The 17,370-nt window shown below is 45.2% G+C and carries 16 protein-coding genes, 1 pseudogene and 1 riboswitch; of the genes and pseudogenes, 3 read left to right on the top strand and 14 right to left on the bottom strand.

The window, feature by feature from the left end; all coding sequences use genetic code 11:
• The first annotated feature begins 11 nt into the window (after window positions 1-11).
• A complete protein-coding gene (locus GCU45_RS26370) occupies window positions 12-404 on the top strand; it encodes a carboxymuconolactone decarboxylase family protein (protein ID WP_152401708.1) in 393 nt (130 codons plus the stop codon).
• 1,040 nt (window positions 405-1,444) lie between these two features.
• Window positions 1,445-3,151: a biosynthetic-type acetolactate synthase large subunit gene (gene ilvB, locus GCU45_RS26365; protein WP_152401706.1), complete on the top strand. Its 1,707-nt coding sequence runs from the start codon at window positions 1,445-1,447 to the stop codon at window positions 3,149-3,151.
• A gap of 285 nt (window positions 3,152-3,436) precedes the next feature.
• On the opposite strand, the gene GCU45_RS26360 is transcribed toward ilvB, so the two are convergent.
• The 8 genes from GCU45_RS26360 to GCU45_RS26325 all read right to left on the bottom strand — a co-directional run bounded on the left by GCU45_RS26360 (window position 3,437) and on the right by GCU45_RS26325 (window position 11,060).
• Entirely contained in the window at window positions 3,437-3,676 is a 240-nt protein-coding gene (locus GCU45_RS26360; protein ID WP_145949412.1) for a glutaredoxin family protein, read from the bottom strand.
• Window positions 3,677-3,699: 23 nt separating this feature from the next.
• On the bottom strand, window positions 3,700-3,903 hold the full coding sequence (locus tag GCU45_RS26355) for a heavy-metal-associated domain-containing protein (protein ID WP_152401705.1): 204 nt from the start codon (window positions 3,901-3,903) through the stop codon (window positions 3,700-3,702).
• 55 nt (window positions 3,904-3,958) lie between these two features.
• Window positions 3,959-6,394 carry a heavy metal translocating P-type ATPase gene (locus GCU45_RS26350; RefSeq protein ID WP_152401703.1) on the bottom strand — a complete coding sequence of 812 codons (2,436 nt, stop codon included), beginning with the start codon at window positions 6,392-6,394 and terminating at the stop codon, window positions 3,959-3,961.
• A gap of 245 nt (window positions 6,395-6,639) precedes the next feature.
• Complete coding sequence (locus tag GCU45_RS26345) at window positions 6,640-6,990, bottom strand: metal-sensitive transcriptional regulator (protein ID WP_076169039.1); 351 nt, start codon at window positions 6,988-6,990, stop codon at window positions 6,640-6,642.
• Between the two features lie 209 nt (window positions 6,991-7,199).
• The gene (locus tag GCU45_RS26340) at window positions 7,200-8,645 is read right to left on the bottom strand and encodes an MFS transporter (RefSeq protein WP_152401701.1); all 1,446 of its coding nucleotides are present in this window, start codon (window positions 8,643-8,645) and stop codon (window positions 7,200-7,202) included.
• Between the two features lie 231 nt (window positions 8,646-8,876).
• Window positions 8,877-9,956: a sensor histidine kinase gene (locus tag GCU45_RS26335; protein ID WP_152401699.1), complete on the bottom strand. Its 1,080-nt coding sequence runs from the start codon at window positions 9,954-9,956 to the stop codon at window positions 8,877-8,879.
• Window positions 9,953-10,645, bottom strand: a complete 693-nt coding sequence (locus GCU45_RS26330) for a response regulator transcription factor (RefSeq protein ID WP_152401697.1) — start codon at window positions 10,643-10,645, stop codon at window positions 9,953-9,955. Before GCU45_RS26330 ends, GCU45_RS26335 begins: the two co-directional genes overlap by 4 nt.
• A gap of 214 nt (window positions 10,646-10,859) precedes the next feature.
• Window positions 10,860-11,060 carry a copper ion binding protein gene (locus GCU45_RS26325; protein WP_076169045.1) on the bottom strand — a complete coding sequence of 67 codons (201 nt, stop codon included), beginning with the start codon at window positions 11,058-11,060 and terminating at the stop codon, window positions 10,860-10,862.
• A 159-nt stretch (window positions 11,061-11,219) separates the two neighbouring features.
• Between GCU45_RS26325 and GCU45_RS26320 the strand changes: the two genes are divergently transcribed.
• On the top strand, window positions 11,220-12,743 hold the full coding sequence (locus GCU45_RS26320; RefSeq protein WP_152401694.1) for a multicopper oxidase family protein: 1,524 nt from the start codon (window positions 11,220-11,222) through the stop codon (window positions 12,741-12,743).
• Window positions 12,744-12,813: 70 nt separating this feature from the next.
• Here the strand turns inward: GCU45_RS26320 and GCU45_RS26315 are convergent, their stop codons facing one another.
• The 6 genes and pseudogenes from GCU45_RS26315 to GCU45_RS26290 all read right to left on the bottom strand — a co-directional run.
• Window positions 12,814-13,284, bottom strand: a complete 471-nt coding sequence (locus GCU45_RS26315) for a C40 family peptidase (protein ID WP_152401693.1) — start codon at window positions 13,282-13,284, stop codon at window positions 12,814-12,816.
• 4 nt (window positions 13,285-13,288) lie between these two features.
• Window positions 13,289-13,419, bottom strand: a riboswitch (cyclic di-AMP (ydaO/yuaA leader).
• A gap of 480 nt (window positions 13,420-13,899) precedes the next feature.
• Window positions 13,900-14,466: a YdhK family protein gene (locus GCU45_RS26310; RefSeq protein ID WP_244364276.1), complete on the bottom strand. Its 567-nt coding sequence runs from the start codon at window positions 14,464-14,466 to the stop codon at window positions 13,900-13,902.
• A gap of 427 nt (window positions 14,467-14,893) precedes the next feature.
• Complete coding sequence (locus GCU45_RS26305; RefSeq protein WP_152401691.1) at window positions 14,894-15,331, bottom strand: PaaI family thioesterase; 438 nt, start codon at window positions 15,329-15,331, stop codon at window positions 14,894-14,896.
• A 20-nt stretch (window positions 15,332-15,351) separates the two neighbouring features.
• Complete coding sequence (locus GCU45_RS26300) at window positions 15,352-16,119, bottom strand: isocitrate lyase/PEP mutase family protein (RefSeq protein WP_152401689.1); 768 nt, start codon at window positions 16,117-16,119, stop codon at window positions 15,352-15,354.
• Between the two features lie 181 nt (window positions 16,120-16,300).
• A complete protein-coding gene (locus GCU45_RS26295; protein WP_152401687.1) occupies window positions 16,301-16,783 on the bottom strand; it encodes a GNAT family N-acetyltransferase in 483 nt (160 codons plus the stop codon).
• A gap of 171 nt (window positions 16,784-16,954) precedes the next feature.
• A pseudogene (locus GCU45_RS26290) lies at window positions 16,955-17,365 on the bottom strand (isocitrate lyase/phosphoenolpyruvate mutase family protein); the annotation flags it as partial.
• Between the last annotated feature and the right edge of the window lie 5 nt (window positions 17,366-17,370).

The following is a 17,370-nucleotide window of genomic DNA, read 5'->3' as shown; positions in this document are numbered from 1 at the left end:
GAGGACGTAATATGGAATCGAATCGGTATGATAAAGGAATAGAAGTATTACAACGGATGGTCAGTGAAGAAATGCTGAACGCGACGGTTAAAAAAGTGGAGAAATTCAGTCCTGACATGGCCAAGCTGATTGTCGAGTTCCCTTATGGCTCGCTGTATTCCCGTCCAGGTCTGGATTTAAAGCAGCGGAGCCTGCTTACGATAGGGGCTATGATTGCTTCAGGAGCGGCCGCTCAACTCGATTTCCATATTCAAGGGGCTCTGAATGCCGGGCTTACGCCCAATGAGATTGTAGAGGCCGTCATGCACTGTGTATCTTATGCGGGCTTTCCTAAGACGCTGGATGCCATGTTTGTCGTCATGAAGGTGTTTGATGAACAGGGAATTACATACGAAGAAGCATGACACTTAGCTGTCATGCTTTTTTTCTGCGTCTCTCACCCCCTTGTGTGTTATCAGAATTGGTGAGAAAAACCAACGGGGAAAGCGTGCTGACAACTACTGTATTGTCTGGGGTCGGCATTGATTATCATCCACCGAACCCAGGTTTCATCGCCTATCAAGCCATCGTTAGCGTACCTTCCGTTGTCTCTGTATTTCCGACACGTACGGGTCCGGAAAGCTTCAATGCTGAGGCCTACTCGAACCCACCTATGATGTAAGTATAAATTAATCCGGAAAGCCTGCAGCTTTCCGGTTTTTTCTATTCTTAAAACCAGTATGAATAAGAACCAGTTGAAAAAATCATGGAGTCTGTGATAATATCCTCATAATATCATTTGAAAAAGCGATGAAGAGGAAAAAGTACCAAGGGCTCTTATGTCCAGAGAGCGAAGGGAATGCTGAAACCTTTGCCTTAACCCCTTGTTTATCAGTCACCTCGGAGCTGTTGATCGAAAACCAAATTGGAGCGTTGATTTGGCGAGTAGTTCCAAACGGATGGGCACACGTTATCGTGCTGAAGTAAGGGATTCCTTACTTCATGAGGCCGGAATCGTGAGATTTCAGGCAAACCAGGGTGGTACCGCGAAAATAACCCCTTTTCGTCCCTATCGTTCGGCAGATCGCTGCCGAGCTTGGGAGGAGAGGGGTTTTTATGTATATAACAAAGAAGCGATGAAGAGAAAAAAGTGTCAAGGGCTCTTATGTCCAGAGAGCGAAGGAAATGCTGAAACCTTTGCCTTAACCCCTTGCATGACGTCATCTCCGAGCTGTTGATCGAAAACTGGATCAAGCGCTTGATCTAGTGAGTAGTCTCAACCGGATGGGCACACGTTACCGTGCCGGAAGTAAGGAAACACTTTACTTCGTGAGGCCCAAAATCGTGAGATTTTAGGCAAACCAGGGTGGTACCGCGAAAATCAACCCCTTTTCGCCCCTTTAGTACGGCAGTATGCTGTCGGCTTTTGGGATGAAAGGGGATTTTTTTATTGGAGGGATATCACATGGAAACGAAGAGAGACAACGCTGAACTCATCACAGGATCCGAATGCCTTTTGCGCTGTTTATTGCTCGAGGGGGTTGAACATGTTTTTGGTTATCCCGGAGGCAACGCGCTGTACATTTATGACGCTATGGTCGACAATCCGGAGTTCAAACACATTCTGGCCCGGCACGAGCAGGGAGCGATACACGCAGCAGACGGTTATGCCCGATCGACAGGGAAAGTCGGCGTCTGCATCGCCACATCCGGACCGGGAGCGACAAATCTGATTACCGGGATTGCGACGGCTTATATGGATTCCACACCTCTCGTCATCATTACGGGCAACGTGTCGACTACGGTTATGGGCACGGATGCTTTTCAGGAAGCGGATATCGTCAGCATGACCCTGTCCATTACGAAACACAATTACTCCGTTCGTCATGTGGAAGACCTTCCGCGAATCGTGCACGAAGCCTTCCATATTGCAAACACGGGCAGAAAAGGTCCTGTATTAATCGACATTCCTAAGGATGTATCCAATCACAAGCTGTATTACCAACCCGCGGGAGCAATTCATCTTCGAGGGTACGATTCCAATCCGAATTTGGATACAGACCCGATCGATACCTTGATTCAAGCGATTACCGAATCCGAAAGACCGGTCATGATCGCCGGAGGAGGAGTGGTTTATTCAGGCGCATCCAATGAGCTGCTGGAGTTCGTGAATAAAACCAACATTCCGGTGGCGACCTCATTGCTTGGTTTGGGAGGTTTTCCAAGTGCTCACGACCTGTGGCTGGGCATGGCGGGCCATCATGGCGCATATGCAGCGAATATGGCCATCCAACATGCCGATCTGATTATTTCCATGGGTTCGCGGTTTGATGACCGGGTGACCATGAGGGTGGATGGTTTCGCCCCCCATGCCAAACGGATTGCCCATATCGATATTGATCCGGCTGAAATTGGCAAAAACATCAAGGCTGATATTGCATGCATCGGTGATATCAAGGCTGTACTGGATTATGCAAATACGAAAGCTACCGCCTCCCCATCCGATCGTTGGATCAATGAAATTCAGGAATACAAACGAAATTTTCCGTTTCGGTACAAAGATTCGGATACGGAGCTTAAGCCCCAATATGTCATTGAAATGATCCATGAAACCACACAAGGCGAGGCGATCATAACCACGGATGTAGGCCAGCACCAGATGTGGGCAGCTCAATTTTACAAGTTTAACCACCCCCGCTCACTGATCACCTCAGGAGGTCTTGGAACGATGGGGTTCGGGTTACCGGCCGCCATTGGCGCACAGATCGGGAATCCGAAACGTCTTGTGGTTTCCGTAAATGGTGACGGGGGCATGCAAATGTGCGCGCAGGAGATGGCTATTTGTTCCATTCATCGGATTCCTGTCAAAATTGTCGTGATTAACAACCAAGTGTTGGGGATGGTTAAGCAGCAGCAGGAACTTAGTTACGCCAAGCGTTACAGCCAAATCGATCTTGCCGGCAGTCCGGATTTCGTAAAGCTGGCTGAAGCCTACGGAATCAAAGGGTTGAGAGCTAGTAATAAAGCAGAGGCTATCCACGTTTGGCAAGAGGCTCTAAATACACCTGGTCCCGTACTTGTAGAATTTGTCGTACCAAAAGATGAGAATGTATATCCTATGGTCCTTGCAGGAACGGCGTTACATGAAATGATTCTGGGGGATATCGAATGATTTGTATGCTGCAGCCGGCCGTTGGGAGGCAACATTGCATCGCCGCCACTTTCGTTGAACAAGGCCATATCGGAAGCAATACCATTATCATTTTTTTACGAGTCAAGCCAAAATTAGTAACCCATTTGGTCTAATATCCGCTGTACATTTTAGCAGGTGTTCGTCCCGCCTCTTGGCTGGCTCGAACTTGTTCGAGAAATACCAACCTCCAGCAAGTTGCAACGTAAAAGGGCTCTAACTTGAAATTCTACAAGTTAGAGCCCTTTTGAACCCTCCAAATCCTATTCATGCCAGTAATGCACTTATTTCTTTGAAATTTTCTGCAAACCCAATGAACACTTTATCATCAATAAGGATGGTCGGAACAATTTGTTTACCCGTAAGATTTTTAACTTCTACTGCATATTCAGGGTTTTCCTCGCAGTTATATTCTATATAAGGAACGTTCTGCTCTTTGAAGTATCGCTTCGCATGATTGCAATCACTGCAGGTGGGAATCGTGTAGATTTTTACGTTTGCCGACATGCCCTCACATCCTTTTCCCAATATTAATTAGCGACCTCATACCCTTTACTCCGGATAACATCCTTAATATCTCCTAGGGTAAATTTTGATTCGTCGTACTTGACCTCAACGGTACCTTGATCAAAGTGAACCTTTCCCTCCACACCGATGGAATTCAATGTTCCTTCAATTTTACGAATGCATGAACGGCAGCTCATTCCATGTACTTTGACGTTTGCATCTTGCATCCTATTCACCTCCTTTCGCCTGCTGTTGGCTATCTTATCGTTTCTGCTGCAATCGTTAGCTGCGTACTTTTACACGCTGCAGCCGAAGTGCGTTCAGTACAACGGATACGGAGCTCAGAGCCATCGCTGCTCCTGCTACCCAAGGTGCCAGCAGACCGATGGCTGCGATCGGAATGCCTAGAGTGTTATAACCAAGCGCCCAGAATAAATTCTGGCGAATATTACTCATCGTTTTACGGCTCATATAGATGGCGTCCGGGATACTCGTCAGATCGCCACGCATCAAGGTCACATCGGCCGCCTCCATGGCAACATCCGTTCCTGTCCCAATAGCCATTCCTATATCGGCTGTGGCTAATGCCGGAGCATCGTTAATGCCATCACCCACCATGGCTACGGTTTTTCCTTGGGCCTGCAGGGCTTTAACTTCTTCTGCTTTCCCTTCGGGCAACACTTCTGCACGTACATGATCAATGCCAACCTGGGCAGCGATCGCTTTGGCTGTACGCTCATTATCACCCGTGATCATGATCACCTGAATGCCCATTCCTTTTAAGCGCTGGACAGCTTCTTTAGAAATCTCTTTAATGGTATCCGCCACCGCAACCATGCCGGCATATTGCTTATCGATCGCTACGAGCATAGCTGTTTTTCCCGTTTCTTCGAGTCTGGACATCGTTTCGTAGGCATGCATAGCATCTACATCGTACTTTTCCATCAATCTTCTAGTGCCGATCAGCAGTTCTTTTCCTTCGACGACAGCCTGGATTCCGTAGCCTGGAATAGCTTCAAAAGCTTCTGTTCCAGGAAGGGAAATATTGCGCTCCTGAATGCCGGTCACAATCGCTTCGGCCAAAGGGTGTTCCGAATTTTTCTCCGCAGCGCCGACGAATCTAAGGAAGTCTACTTCGTCCACCTCTGTAAGCACATCCGTAAGTTCAGGTTTACCTTTCGTTACCGTTCCTGTTTTATCCAGGATTATGGCGTCAATCTTATGAGTCTGTTCAAGGTGTTCTCCGCCTTTGAACAAGATCCCGAGTTCTGCAGCACGACCCGACCCGGCCATAATCGATGTTGGAGTTGCCAACCCCAGCGCACATGGGCAGGCAATAACCAGGATGGCGATTGCTTTTTCCAAGGCCTCTGCAAACTCGCCAGGTGTGACCAAGAAATACCAGACCAGGAAAGCGACCACCGCAATACCTACCACAATGGGAACGAAGATACCGGAGATCACGTCTGCCACCCGCTGAATCGGGGCTTTGGAACCTTGGGCTTCTTCAACCACTTTAATAATCTGTGCCAGCGCAGTTTCCTTGCCGACTTTGGTTGCTTTAATACGGAGCATGCCATTTTTGTTGATGGTCGCTCCAATGACGGCATCACCGGCATTCTTTTCAACGGGTAAGCTTTCTCCGGTTAGCATGGATTCATCCACGGAGGATGTTCCTTCGAGCACCACACCATCAACCGGAACTTTGTCTCCGGGCCGTACAAGAACCATATCCCCGACAATCACTTCATCGACCGGGATCGTAATTTCCTGACCATCGCGTACAACCAGTGCCGTCTTCGCCTGAAGTCCCATCAGGGACTTGATGGCTTCGGAAGTCCGGCCCTTGGCCAGCGATTCGAACAGCTTACCCATGATGACTAAAGTGATCAGGATCGCACTTGTTTCATAGTACAATGATGGACCGTGGTGGGCGTTCGCTCCTGCAGTGAACCAGTCAATCGTCAGGTACAGACTGTAGAAATAAGCAGCTGAAGTCCCTAGCGATACCAACACGTCCATATTGGCGCTTCCGTTTCGGAGTGCCTTATAGGCCCCCACATAGAACTGTTTTCCGACATAAAATTGAACCGGTGTTGCTAAAATGAGCTGAAACCATGGGTTCATCAAAATTTCAGGCATATAGATCCACGAGGTGAACGAAAAGTGAGCCACCATACTCCACAGCAACGGAAGGGACAAGATTGCCGATAAAAGCAGCAATCGTTTCTGATGCTTAATTTCTTGTTTCCGGTGGTCGACCGTCTTCTTGTTCTCTTGCTTCGTTACCGCTTTATACCCGAGCTGCTTGACTTTATTCTGCATGTCAGAAACGGAAATATCAGCTGGCGAATACTCAACTCTTGCCGTTTCCATCGCAAAGTTGACGGATGCGTTGGTAACCCCGGGAAGTTTGCTCAAGCCTTTTTCAATACGGTTAGCACACGCAGCACAGGTCATTCCTTCGAGGTTAAAATCAACGACTTCTTTCGCCGTATCATACCCAAGTTTTTTTATCGTTTCCTCCAACTTATCGACGCCTACCTTACCTGGATCATACGTTACACTTGCTTTTTCCAAGGCAAAGTTCACATTGGCTAAAGTAACACCTTCCAGTTTATTCAGTCCTTTTTCAATACGATTGGCGCATGCAGCACAAGTCATTCCTGTAATTTGCAGCGTCGTCTGTTTGCTCTCTTTTCCGGCTACGGCTTCCATGTTCATCACTCCTAGAAGATAATGGCAAAGGCATTCTCACAGTTTTAAAACTTGCATGATATTACTTTTTGTCATGGGTTGTTATATTAAGGTGTTTATTTTGCTTTCCAACAACTTCCTTGAAATTAGTATACCCCCCTACCCTATAATTAGTCAACACTTTTCTATATTTTTTTTGTGTACCCCAGTACCCTATATGATGATCCAAAATAAAAAGCAGCGTGATCGCTGCCTTTTAAAGATCTTTATTTCATTAACTTATTCATGGTTTTCAATAGCTCATCTAAAACCTCAGTGTCACCTTCTTGGATCCGATCGATAACACAGCTCTTCATGTGATGCTCAAGTAAAAGCTTACCTACCCCATTTAAAGCCGATTGCACCGAAGCAATCTGGTTTAAAACATCATCGCAGTAAGTGTCTTTTTCGATCAATCCTTTGATCCCCCGGATCTGCCCCTCTATTCGGTTCAACCTGGATATCATATTGTTTTTTTCTTTTTCGGAATGATGGCTCTTCCGACCCGGTTCCTCACTTGAGCAGCACCCTGCATTTTCTGCTAAAGTACTTTCTACCGTTTCCAGTTCAACACTCATTGTCCCTGCCTCCATTCCTGTATAAAGATCCTTACAAACGTATTGGTTTACTACATATATCACGGCATGATTAATCTCTTGTACTCAATATATACCCCCCACCCCTATAAAGTCAAGTTGGTAACACCCATTAAGTCTCTGCCGGCAAATTACCTAAAATTAGCCGGAGTCCAAAAACTTCAGCCACAAAGTGACTGAAGTTAAATAGATTACATCGATTTAGAGATGTCGGAGCCAACTTTTTTTGGTGAACGAATGAAGATCAATGCCAATAATGCGCCAATAAATGCAACGATACCCGACCACAAGAATGCAGCTTGAAATCCACTGTTCAGAGCTGCCATTGGATCGCCACCTGCTTGTGCCGAAGTCGTTGTTGCAGCAATGGCAACCATAATCGCCAAGCTGATCGCTGAACCAATCTGGTAGCTTGTATTGGCAAGCCCTGATGCAAGCCCTGCTTCTTCAGGCTTAGCTCCGTTCATGGCAGACATCATGGAAGGAATATAAGCCAGAGACATCCCGAGCGCACCTACAAGTGAAGCTGGCAGCACATTCGCTAAGAAGGTTCCGTCTACAGGGGTGTTCGTGGAGAACAGGATCATCGAACCTCCTAAGGCAGTCAAACCGATCACGATATTCGCTTTTACGCCAATCTTGGCGATGAGCTTGCCCGTAATCGCAATCATGAAAATAGCGATGACAATCGTCATCGGCAGCAATGCGACACCGCCGGTAAAAGCTGAAAATTTCAATACCTGCTGCATGTATAGATTGAGGAAGTACCAAAGTGGAATCCATCCTCCTGATAACATTAACAGTGCAATGTTACCCGCTGCGAGGTTAGGCGCCTTAAAAATTCGGAGCGGTACAAGAGGCTCCTTTTTGACCGCCTGAACAATGAGGAAGAGGATAAACAGAGCTATACCTGAGAGTAGCGTCCATATCGTCGTCGGTGCTCCCCATCCGTTATGTTCGGCAGTGACAATCCCGTAAACCATTAAAACTAATGCTGCTGTAACAAGCAAGGATCCTATGATATCGATGCTACCTTTTCCGCGAGTTCCTTTTGCTAAGAGCCTAGGAGACAAAATCAATGCAAGAATACCGACAGGGACGTTGATCAGGAATGTCCATTCCCAGCTCAGCCATTCCGTAATGACACCGCCAAGAAACACCCCCGCGGAACCTCCTGCAGCAGCGGATGCGCCCCAGAATCCCAAAGCCTTTCCTAATTCCTTGGGATTTCCGCTAAACAATATCATAACGATCGTTAATGCCGATGGTGCAATGAGTGCAGACCCAAAGCCTTGGAGCGCTCGACCGATGTTGAGTAAGGTGTCGTTCCATGCTAGCCCTGCAAGTAACGAGGCTGCAGTTAGAATAAGAAATCCCCACATGAACATGCGTTTTTGTCCAAACAGATCAGACAACCGCCCCCCTAGCAATAGAAAGCCGCCAAAGAAAATAACGTATGCGTTAAACACCCACTGTAAGCTTTCTTGGGAATACCCCAGCGCTTCTTTAATGGCGGGCAAAGCTACCCCGATAATTGATGTATCCATAATCACCATAAAATTCGCAAGGCATAACAATGCGAGGGCCATCCAGCGCCTCGGATCAGCCTGGGAAAGACCTTGAGATTGAGTTGGCATTTTTTATATTCCTCCTTTTGAGAGATAAAACCGGTCCTTCATCCTTTTCACGCTCGTGACGGCCGTCAGTGAACGAGTGATCAATACCATAAATTCCCGGCTTCGATGTGAATATAGTATAGCCCCCTATCCTATACTGTCAAGCGGTTTATTTTTTTCTTTAACTAATGAATATTGGAATAACAAAAAACGCCCCCGTAGGAGCGTCATGAATTGCAGTCATTATAAGCCTCACCTTTGTATCGGTAACTGTACGTAAAATTGTGTACCATGATCACTTTCAGCCCATATCTGCCCACCGTGGCGCTCTACCAACGTTTTGGTAATGGCTAATCCAAGCCCACCGCCACCCATTTTACGGCTGCGTGATTTATCTACCCGATAAAAACGCTCAAAGATGTGCGGAAGATCAGCTGATGGAATTCCTATGCCATTATCTGAGACGGTAATTTGGACCACACCTAACCGGACGGTACCCTTGACTTCAACGCTACCGCCTTCAGGTGTATATTTCAATGCATTAGATAACAGGTTTGTCCAGATTTGAATAAGCCGGCTTTCATCGGCAATTACGCAAACATTGGGTATATCTATTTTCTCCAGGTTAACTCCCTTTTGTTGAAATGAAGGACGCATGAGGTCCATGACTTGATCAATGGACTTCTTTAAGGAGACCTGCTCAAGCATGAATTGAAAATCGATGGAATTAACGATTTGAAGCTCTTCCAAATCATGTACCAGCTGAATCAAACGGTGAATTTCTTCACGGCTGGACTGGATCCGTTCCGGAGTAGGCTCCCATATTCCGTCTTGAATAGCCGCGAGGTAACTATTCAATGTGGTTAAAGGTGTCCGCAACTCATGGGCAATATTTTCGGTCATAGCGATTCTCAATTTTTCTTGCTGCTCCAGTTGTTCAGCTAAGTGATTGATGGAAGCGGCCAGCTCCTCCAGCTCATCTTTGGGCAAACTCTTCAACGGGAGACGGACATCCCGTTTTCCTCGGGCCATGATTATTGTAATATTTTTCATGCTGATTAACGGCGACGAAATCCGTTTGGCGATATACACACTTAACCCAAATGAGACGATTAAAGCTCCCCCAATCGTTAAGCCAATGGATTGTATAATCGCTTGCTCCAAATGAGAATTCAGTGAATCAGCTGAATGCTGCGCTTCGGACATTTCGCGTCCATACATTTGAAAATGGTAGTGGGTTGCATTGATCATAGCAATCGAAGCGATCACTAAAATAAAGCCGGTATATAAAATCAGAACCGTGCTTAAGCGAAAAGATAATGTACGTTTCATAAACTCCCCCCATTAAAGCGGTACCCTGCACCAAAAACAGTCCTGATAAATAAGGGGTTCTTCGGGTCCTCCTCCATTTTTTGACGCAAATTTTTGACATGCTGATCAATAATACGCGAGTCTCCATCAAATTCAAACCCCATAACGAGTTCAATCAATTCTTCCCGGGAAAACATACGCTCCGAGTTTCTCGCCATAACTAAAAGCAATTTATATTCGGATGGAGTTAAACTGATGGGTTTATGTTGAACGAAGACCTGTCTTGCATGGCTATCAATCATCAGGCGTCCTTCGCCATATTCTAATCGATCGGCCAGAAGTTCTTGCTGATTGGTTCGCCGCAGTACAGTGCGAATTCTGGCTATGAGTTCTTGAGGATCGAAAGGCTTCACCATATAATCGTCTGCCCCAACAGACAAACCATGAATACGATGTGAAATGGACGATTTAGCTGTCAGCATAATAATTGGTGTGGGATAAGCTGTTCGAATCTTCTGGCATAATTCCTCTCCGTTCATATCGGGAAGCATAAGATCCAATAAAACCAAATCAAAAGGTTGATTGGCTAATTCACTCCATGCACTCTCCCCTGTAGCCGCTTCGTGCGCTTCAAACCCTTCCTTTTTCAAATAAGCGATGATGACTTCTCTGATTTTCTCCTCGTCTTCAACAACTAAAATTCTACGCATGAATTCCCTCCAAACGTATAGGCGGATTCAACTTCCGTTCTCTGCAAGACTATATAATCAAACAGGTCATTTCTCACAACGAAATGACCTGTTATGCTTCTTCCCGATTTTCTTCATTTTGACGACATCAATGTCTTTTATTAGAGCATAGTTAGAGACGCCAAGGTTTTCTTGGCACCTCTATATATCACTTCAAGGTTACTTAACTTATTACTTAGACAACATCATAACCCTGGTCTTCGATGGTCTCTTTAATTTTGCTTTCCGTAAGTTTGGTCTCATCGAATTGAACTTCAACAGAAGCATTGGACAAGTTAACCTTCCCCCCAGCCCCTATTTGCTTAAGAGCTCCTTCAATGGAATTCACGCAGTGTTGACAGCTCATTCCGTTTACGTTTAAAGTAATGGTTTTCAATTTCGACTCCTCCTTTCGATTTGTTATTAGCATACCCCCCTATAGTATAATATTCAAGTCTAAAGTTATACTACCCCAGCCATCTTCATCATTTCTATACATGTTTATTTTATGATGAATGAGGCTTACATCAAAGGAATTTAGAAAGGGGCTCTTCAAATGAAAGCAGCGATATTAAGAACAATAATCATCGCCAGCTCGATGGCCGTTTTTGCGGCTGGCTGCTCGAAAGTAAGCAATATGAACGGAATGGATCATTCAAAAATGAGTATGGGTTCAAACTCCACCTCCAACTCCAGTGAATCCACTACATCCGCTAAACTGACAACAGCAACACCCGTTGTGAATGGTAAAGAATTCACCATAACCGCACAGGAAAGTAATCTTGAAGTAAAAAAGGGAAAAACCATTCCCGTATGGACATTTAATAACTCGGTTCCAGGTCCACAAATCCGGGTAAAGGTTGGGGAAACGGTCAAAATAAACTTGAAAAATAACCTCAAGCAGCCTGTCTCCATCCATTGGCACGGCTATCCGGTTCCCAACAACATGGACGGAATTCCAGGAGTCACACAAGATGCTGTCGAACCCGGAAAAACCTTTACCTATGAATTTAAAGCCACCGTACCGGGTACTTATTGGTACCATTCACATCAAGACAGTGTGAATCAAGTGGACAAAGGCTTGTATGGTTCTCTTGTTGTCGAAGATCCCCAAGATACAGCTGACCGCGATTACACCCTTGTGCTCGATGAATGGATGAGTTCTGGGGATATGGACATGGATAACGGTGGGATGAATATGGCAGGACATGATATGAGTATGTATGACCTTTATACGATCAACGGAAAAACAGGTGATGCGATCGATAAGCTTACCGTTAAAGAGGGTGAAAAAGTAAAACTTCGGTTGATTAACGCCGGCTACATCACGCACCGGATGCATTTACACGGTCATTCTTTTAAGGTTGTTGCATCCGACGGGCAGCCCGTGAATGACCCGGCAGTGATCAAGGATCAATTCGTCTCGATTGCTCCCGGTGAACGGTATGACATTGAATTTACCGCAGATCATCCCGGAACCTGGTTACTTGAAGAACACGCGAAGGATAGTCGAGCACAAAATATGAGAGCCATGATTCGATACGAAGGTTCCAATGCGGAGCCCGACCCTTCCGATGCCTCCAAAGAACTTCCCGATTTTAATCTGGAGGCGTACGGAAGCATGTCTGCGTCCGCATTTTCTTTGGATCAAAGCTTTGATGAAGACGTGACGATGAATCTAAATACCGAAATGAGAAATGGAGAAATGGTTTACACGATCAATGGAAAGGTTTATCCGGACACAGATACAATCAAAGTAAAAAGAGGAGATAAGGTAAAGGTGACCTTTGAAAATCAATCCAAAATGGACGATCACCCGATGCACCTGCACGGCCATTTCTTCCAAGTCTTGAGCAAGAATGGCAAGCCAGTTCAAGGATCTCCGATCATGAAAGACACGCTGAACGTCAAACCTGGCGAAACGTATGAAGTTGCCTTTGAAGCTGACAACCCCGGTGAATGGATGTTCCATTGCCACGATTTACACCACGCCTCCGCTGGAATGGTAACTGATGTGATGTATGATGATTATCAAAATAATTATACGCCTGATCCCAATGTGAACAACGTCCCTGAATAAACAACAAAACGCACCGGCTGACATCAGCCGGTGCTTAACTTTTTGATTTAGGTGGCTTGTCCCGATTGGATCAAGGTTCACTGATCATTTTCAGGTAACTTTGTTGACTCACGACGCGGCGTGCAGTAACATACCGATTTTTATAATAAGAATCCGATAATTTGCTAATGGTAACGCCTTTACTGCTTGAAGAGTGTGCAAACTCATTATTGCCGATATAAATACCCGCATGGGATACTCCCGTACCGTCCGTATTAAAAAATACCAGGTCTCCTGCTCTAAGGTCTTCACGATCGACTGGTGTTCCGGCTTGAGCCTGTGTCTTAGATGTGCGGGGTAAATCTAAATTGAACTTATCAAATATGTATAAAATAAAACCGGAACAGTCAAAACCAGCCACTGATGTGCCGCCCCACTGATAAGGAGTGCCTACCACCTTATCCACCTCACTTTCGAGTTTAACGGAGCTGGCAAAGGAACTGGTTGCACTTGCTGAAAAAACAATGGCCGCACCTAACATTGACAAAATTACTTTCTTCACTATGTAGTTCTCCTTCCGATGCCTACGGAGTTAGCTAAGGGTTCGGTAGAAGGTTCCCTCTATTCTTCAATGAGAATATTTCACCCAAAAATGGTTCCCCCGTTTTCGTATCAAGAAATTCGGCAATAATGATTAAAAAAATGTAACCCTACATAATGTAGTATATAATCAGATTTTTTGTCAATGCCTAATTGATAGATTCCAATTAACCGTAACTTTTTCACTGATATTTGTTGGATTTAATGGAAGTTTCAACGAAGCTGAGTAAAGTTTGTCGATTTCTATTCCCGAAATCGAGGTACATGTCTTGGTAACGGAACATGTTACGCAAGAAAAAACAACAATTTTGTAAAGAATTGATCCGAGCAACAAAAAAACCAAGGCAAATCATCATATAGACGCCGAACAAAAAATACCGTTCTGGCATTGCCAGATCGGTTAAAGCTATTTATCCGTCAGTACACAGTCGAACCATGATCTTCATTGAGCTTGTCGATAACACGTCATAACGCTGCCCGTGTCCAATATTTACAGTATCAGTCATATAACGTGCATAAGGAGAAAGGAATTCACCGTCATGTGTCACTCAACATCATTCACTTGCTAAAAAATACTCTATTTAGAAAGCTCACTTTCGACTACCCATTGATGATTCTTAACGGGGTTTCCTCCTGTAGTTGGCGTGTAGTCAACCATATACACCGTTGTTTTTTCAGCAGAGTCAATGGTGCCCTCTGCGCCTTCCATACCTTCCATGTGATCAGCCTCTATGGTCACCTTAGTTCCTGGTTGCAAGGGCTCACTACCCGCATCCTTTATTTCCTGCTGGATAATCCACTTGTGATTCGGAACGGGTTCACCTCCAGTAGTTGGAGTATACGTTACAGCATAAGCCACTGTGTCGTAGGCACCAACCACTTTGGCTTTGGCACTATCCATGCCTTCCATATGCTTGGCATGGATCACAACCTCATCTCCAACTTTATATGCGGGATTTTGAGCTTCTTTTAACCCTGCAGGAACCTCACCGGAACCAGAATGATTCATGCTTCCCATATCCCCCATATTTGAATGGTCGCTGCCCATGTCCATGTTCGTATTATTGTTTGCATTATCCTTGTTTCCACACGCACTTAGCACCAGGATTGCTGCAAGGCTAATAAAAATGAATACTTTTTTCACAGTTTGTCACACACCTTTGCATATTTTTATTTGGATTGAATCCTCAGCTCCCAAACATTCTACCCAAAACATATGAAGAACTTGTGAAGGCTGCCCGGAGCACTCTCAAAAACTCTGCCGGGGGCAGAGTTTAGAGGACAACCTTATTCATTCAATGTTTGCTTTCGTACAAAAATCTGAATATACCTTAGACAAACAAAAAAGAGAAATCATCTCACCATGGATCTAGTGTAATGACATCTCTTTTTGACTATTAAAAGCCGGCTATGGGGCGTATGCCTTTAAATGTCTTCAATGAGCTAACAGTCTCCGTTAGAACAATGGAGAATAATAGGAGAGAGTTTTCAGATTCTGCAGGAGAAGTTGTTCCATGACCTATCGTATTTACTGCCACATTTCCGAGCAACCGAAATAAACAGGGCACCCTCTATCTTCCCTTTGCTTTATCTCCACGAAGGATCATACAAGTACTTGTTGCAAAGGCCACAAGACTTTGATTTTCGTCAAATACTCTGCAATCAATGAATCCAACGGTTTTTCCCTTCTTCATCACCTTCGCTTCCGCCCGGATCTTACCGCTCCAAACTGGTTTCAAAAAGTTTATTTTTAATTCAATTGTCGTAAAGCTTTCCCCTGGTTGAAGGGTCGTCCCGAAAGCAACACCCATCGCAATGTCTGCAAGCGTACTTGTTATACCTCCATTTAGTGTTCCTTGGGGATTGGAGTGACTCTTGGTCGCCTCCATCTCAAACAGGACTTGACCAGGGTCAATGGCTACAGGTTTTATCCCCAGCAATTGTTCCGCAGGTGATGCCTGTATTCCATCTGTTATCGTTTTTCGATAGCGAATTAGAAGCTCATTCATTTTACGTATCCTTTCTTCATTCAATCGAATAGCAAAGACGTATCCTGAGATTCATAAATTTGAGCCGCGCACGTATCCAGTAATGCTTGAAGCTTCCGATATAAGGCGCCGCCGAGACTTAGCCGCTTGACTCCAAGTTCCTGGAGTTTTTTACAACTTGTAAGCCCTGGCACAGACATAAGGTTTAGAGGCGCGGCAATTTGCTCTGCAGCCGCTTTGATTTCGTTATCGTCCTTCAATCCAGGAACAAATATTCCGCTTGCGCCGCTTTCCACATAGGCTTGCGCCCGGACTGTCGTTTCGTTGCACGGATCTATATTCAGCAAATAGGTATCTGTTCTTGCATTAATATAAAACTCTTTATAGCCACTCTTCTCTAGTGCCCCTCTGATTTTCGATAAAAGCCTGCATTGATCGTTCAATGGTTTGAGTCCTGCTTGATTCTTGAGAGAATCCTCTATATTGATCCCCGCAACGCCTATATCGGCAAGTTTCAATACATTCTCGACGATCGTTCTCTCATCTTTTCCATAACCCGACTCTATGTCGGCAGAAACAGGAATGTTCACATGATCCAATATTGTTTTTATGCGATTTAGTATTGTGTCAAATTCAATTCTTTCACCATCCGGATGACCCAAGCTTTTCGCTATTCCCCAGCTGGTTGTACCGATAGCTTTGAATCCGGCTTTCTCCAGAGACAACGCAGAAAACAAGTCCCAAGCATTTCCTAACAATAAAAGCTCGTTTGATTGATGTAATACTTTAAACTCCTGAATTTTGTTCATACCTATATTCCCTCCTGCATCTTTGTAGTAAAGCTAATCCTCCAACTGCTTCCGTCCGGTATCAGGCAATTCGACCCTGTCGAACTGATCCGACAAGAATTGCTTGCAGTTCCAAGTAGCTCTAGCAACCTCAGATTTCGCGCTAGCATTTACGGATTTGTCGATATTTTTGTCTTCGTATTCATTTTAGTTTCAACTCCATAAACACATCTGCTCTTACATAAGGCATAGGCCCAATCTGTTTAACAGGAACGTGCTTGAACCCAACCGATTCGTAAAGATGAACAGCGTTCGGCAACTTGGTGCTACTGCCCAAAAAGAGCGATGTTGCGCCAAGCCCGCGTGCGCGGTTAATGGCGGCATGGATGATTCTCCGTCCGTATCCGCGCCCCCGCGACTCAGGTGTAACGCTCATCTTCGAGAGTTCGAACACACCGGCCCCATTCGGAACGAGTGCAACGCATCCGATGATCGAATCGCCATCGCGTGCGATAAGCACGTCTCCCCCTTTGTTCACGATGTTCTCCACTGGGTCATTAAGGATAACCTGGTCTTCCTCTTCGATGGCAAAGAGGAGGGTGATCCATTCCTCGTTAAGCGTTTTGAAGGCCCGAGCCTCATCGGGCGTCTTCATCGAAGTGATCGTGAGCACTGTTTCAAGCATGCTATGTTTCCTCCTCTTGAATGTTTGATTTCTAGTATAGAAATATCCAAACGATTGATCAATTTCAATAATTCAATTATTATCATTGATAACACCTATGATTGACGGTCACAGCTCAATGGAGTGATTTGGGCAAACCGTTCAAACCGGAAGTGCAAGTCGCATCATGCATTATACCAATTCCTTTATTGTTCCACATCCACCGCAGACGGTCGACTTCGCCGGCAACACTTCCCCCCACTCGATTTCTCCCCGTACAGGAAAACGATATAAGGCGCCGCCGAGACTTAGCCGCTTGACTCCAAGTTCTTGGAGCTTTTTACAACTTGAAAACCCTGGCACAGACATAAGGTTTAGAGGTGCGGCAATTTGCTTTGCAGTCGCCTTGATTTCCTTATCGCCCTTCAATCCAAAAACAAAAATTCCGCTTGCGTCGCTTTCCACATAGGCTTGCGCCCGGACCATCGTTTCGTTGTAAGGATCTATTTTCAACAAATAGGTATCTGTTTTTGCATTAATATAAAACTCTTTATAACCGTTCCTCTCTAGAGCCCTTCTGACTTTCGATATAAGATTGTAATGTTCGG

The sequence above is a fragment of the Paenibacillus cellulositrophicus genome, assembly GCF_009363095.1.
GTDB lineage: Bacteria > Bacillota > Bacilli > Paenibacillales > Paenibacillaceae > Paenibacillus_AQ > Paenibacillus_AQ favisporus.
Note: the sequence above shows the minus strand (reverse complement) of the source record. Positions and strands in the feature narration are given on the sequence as shown.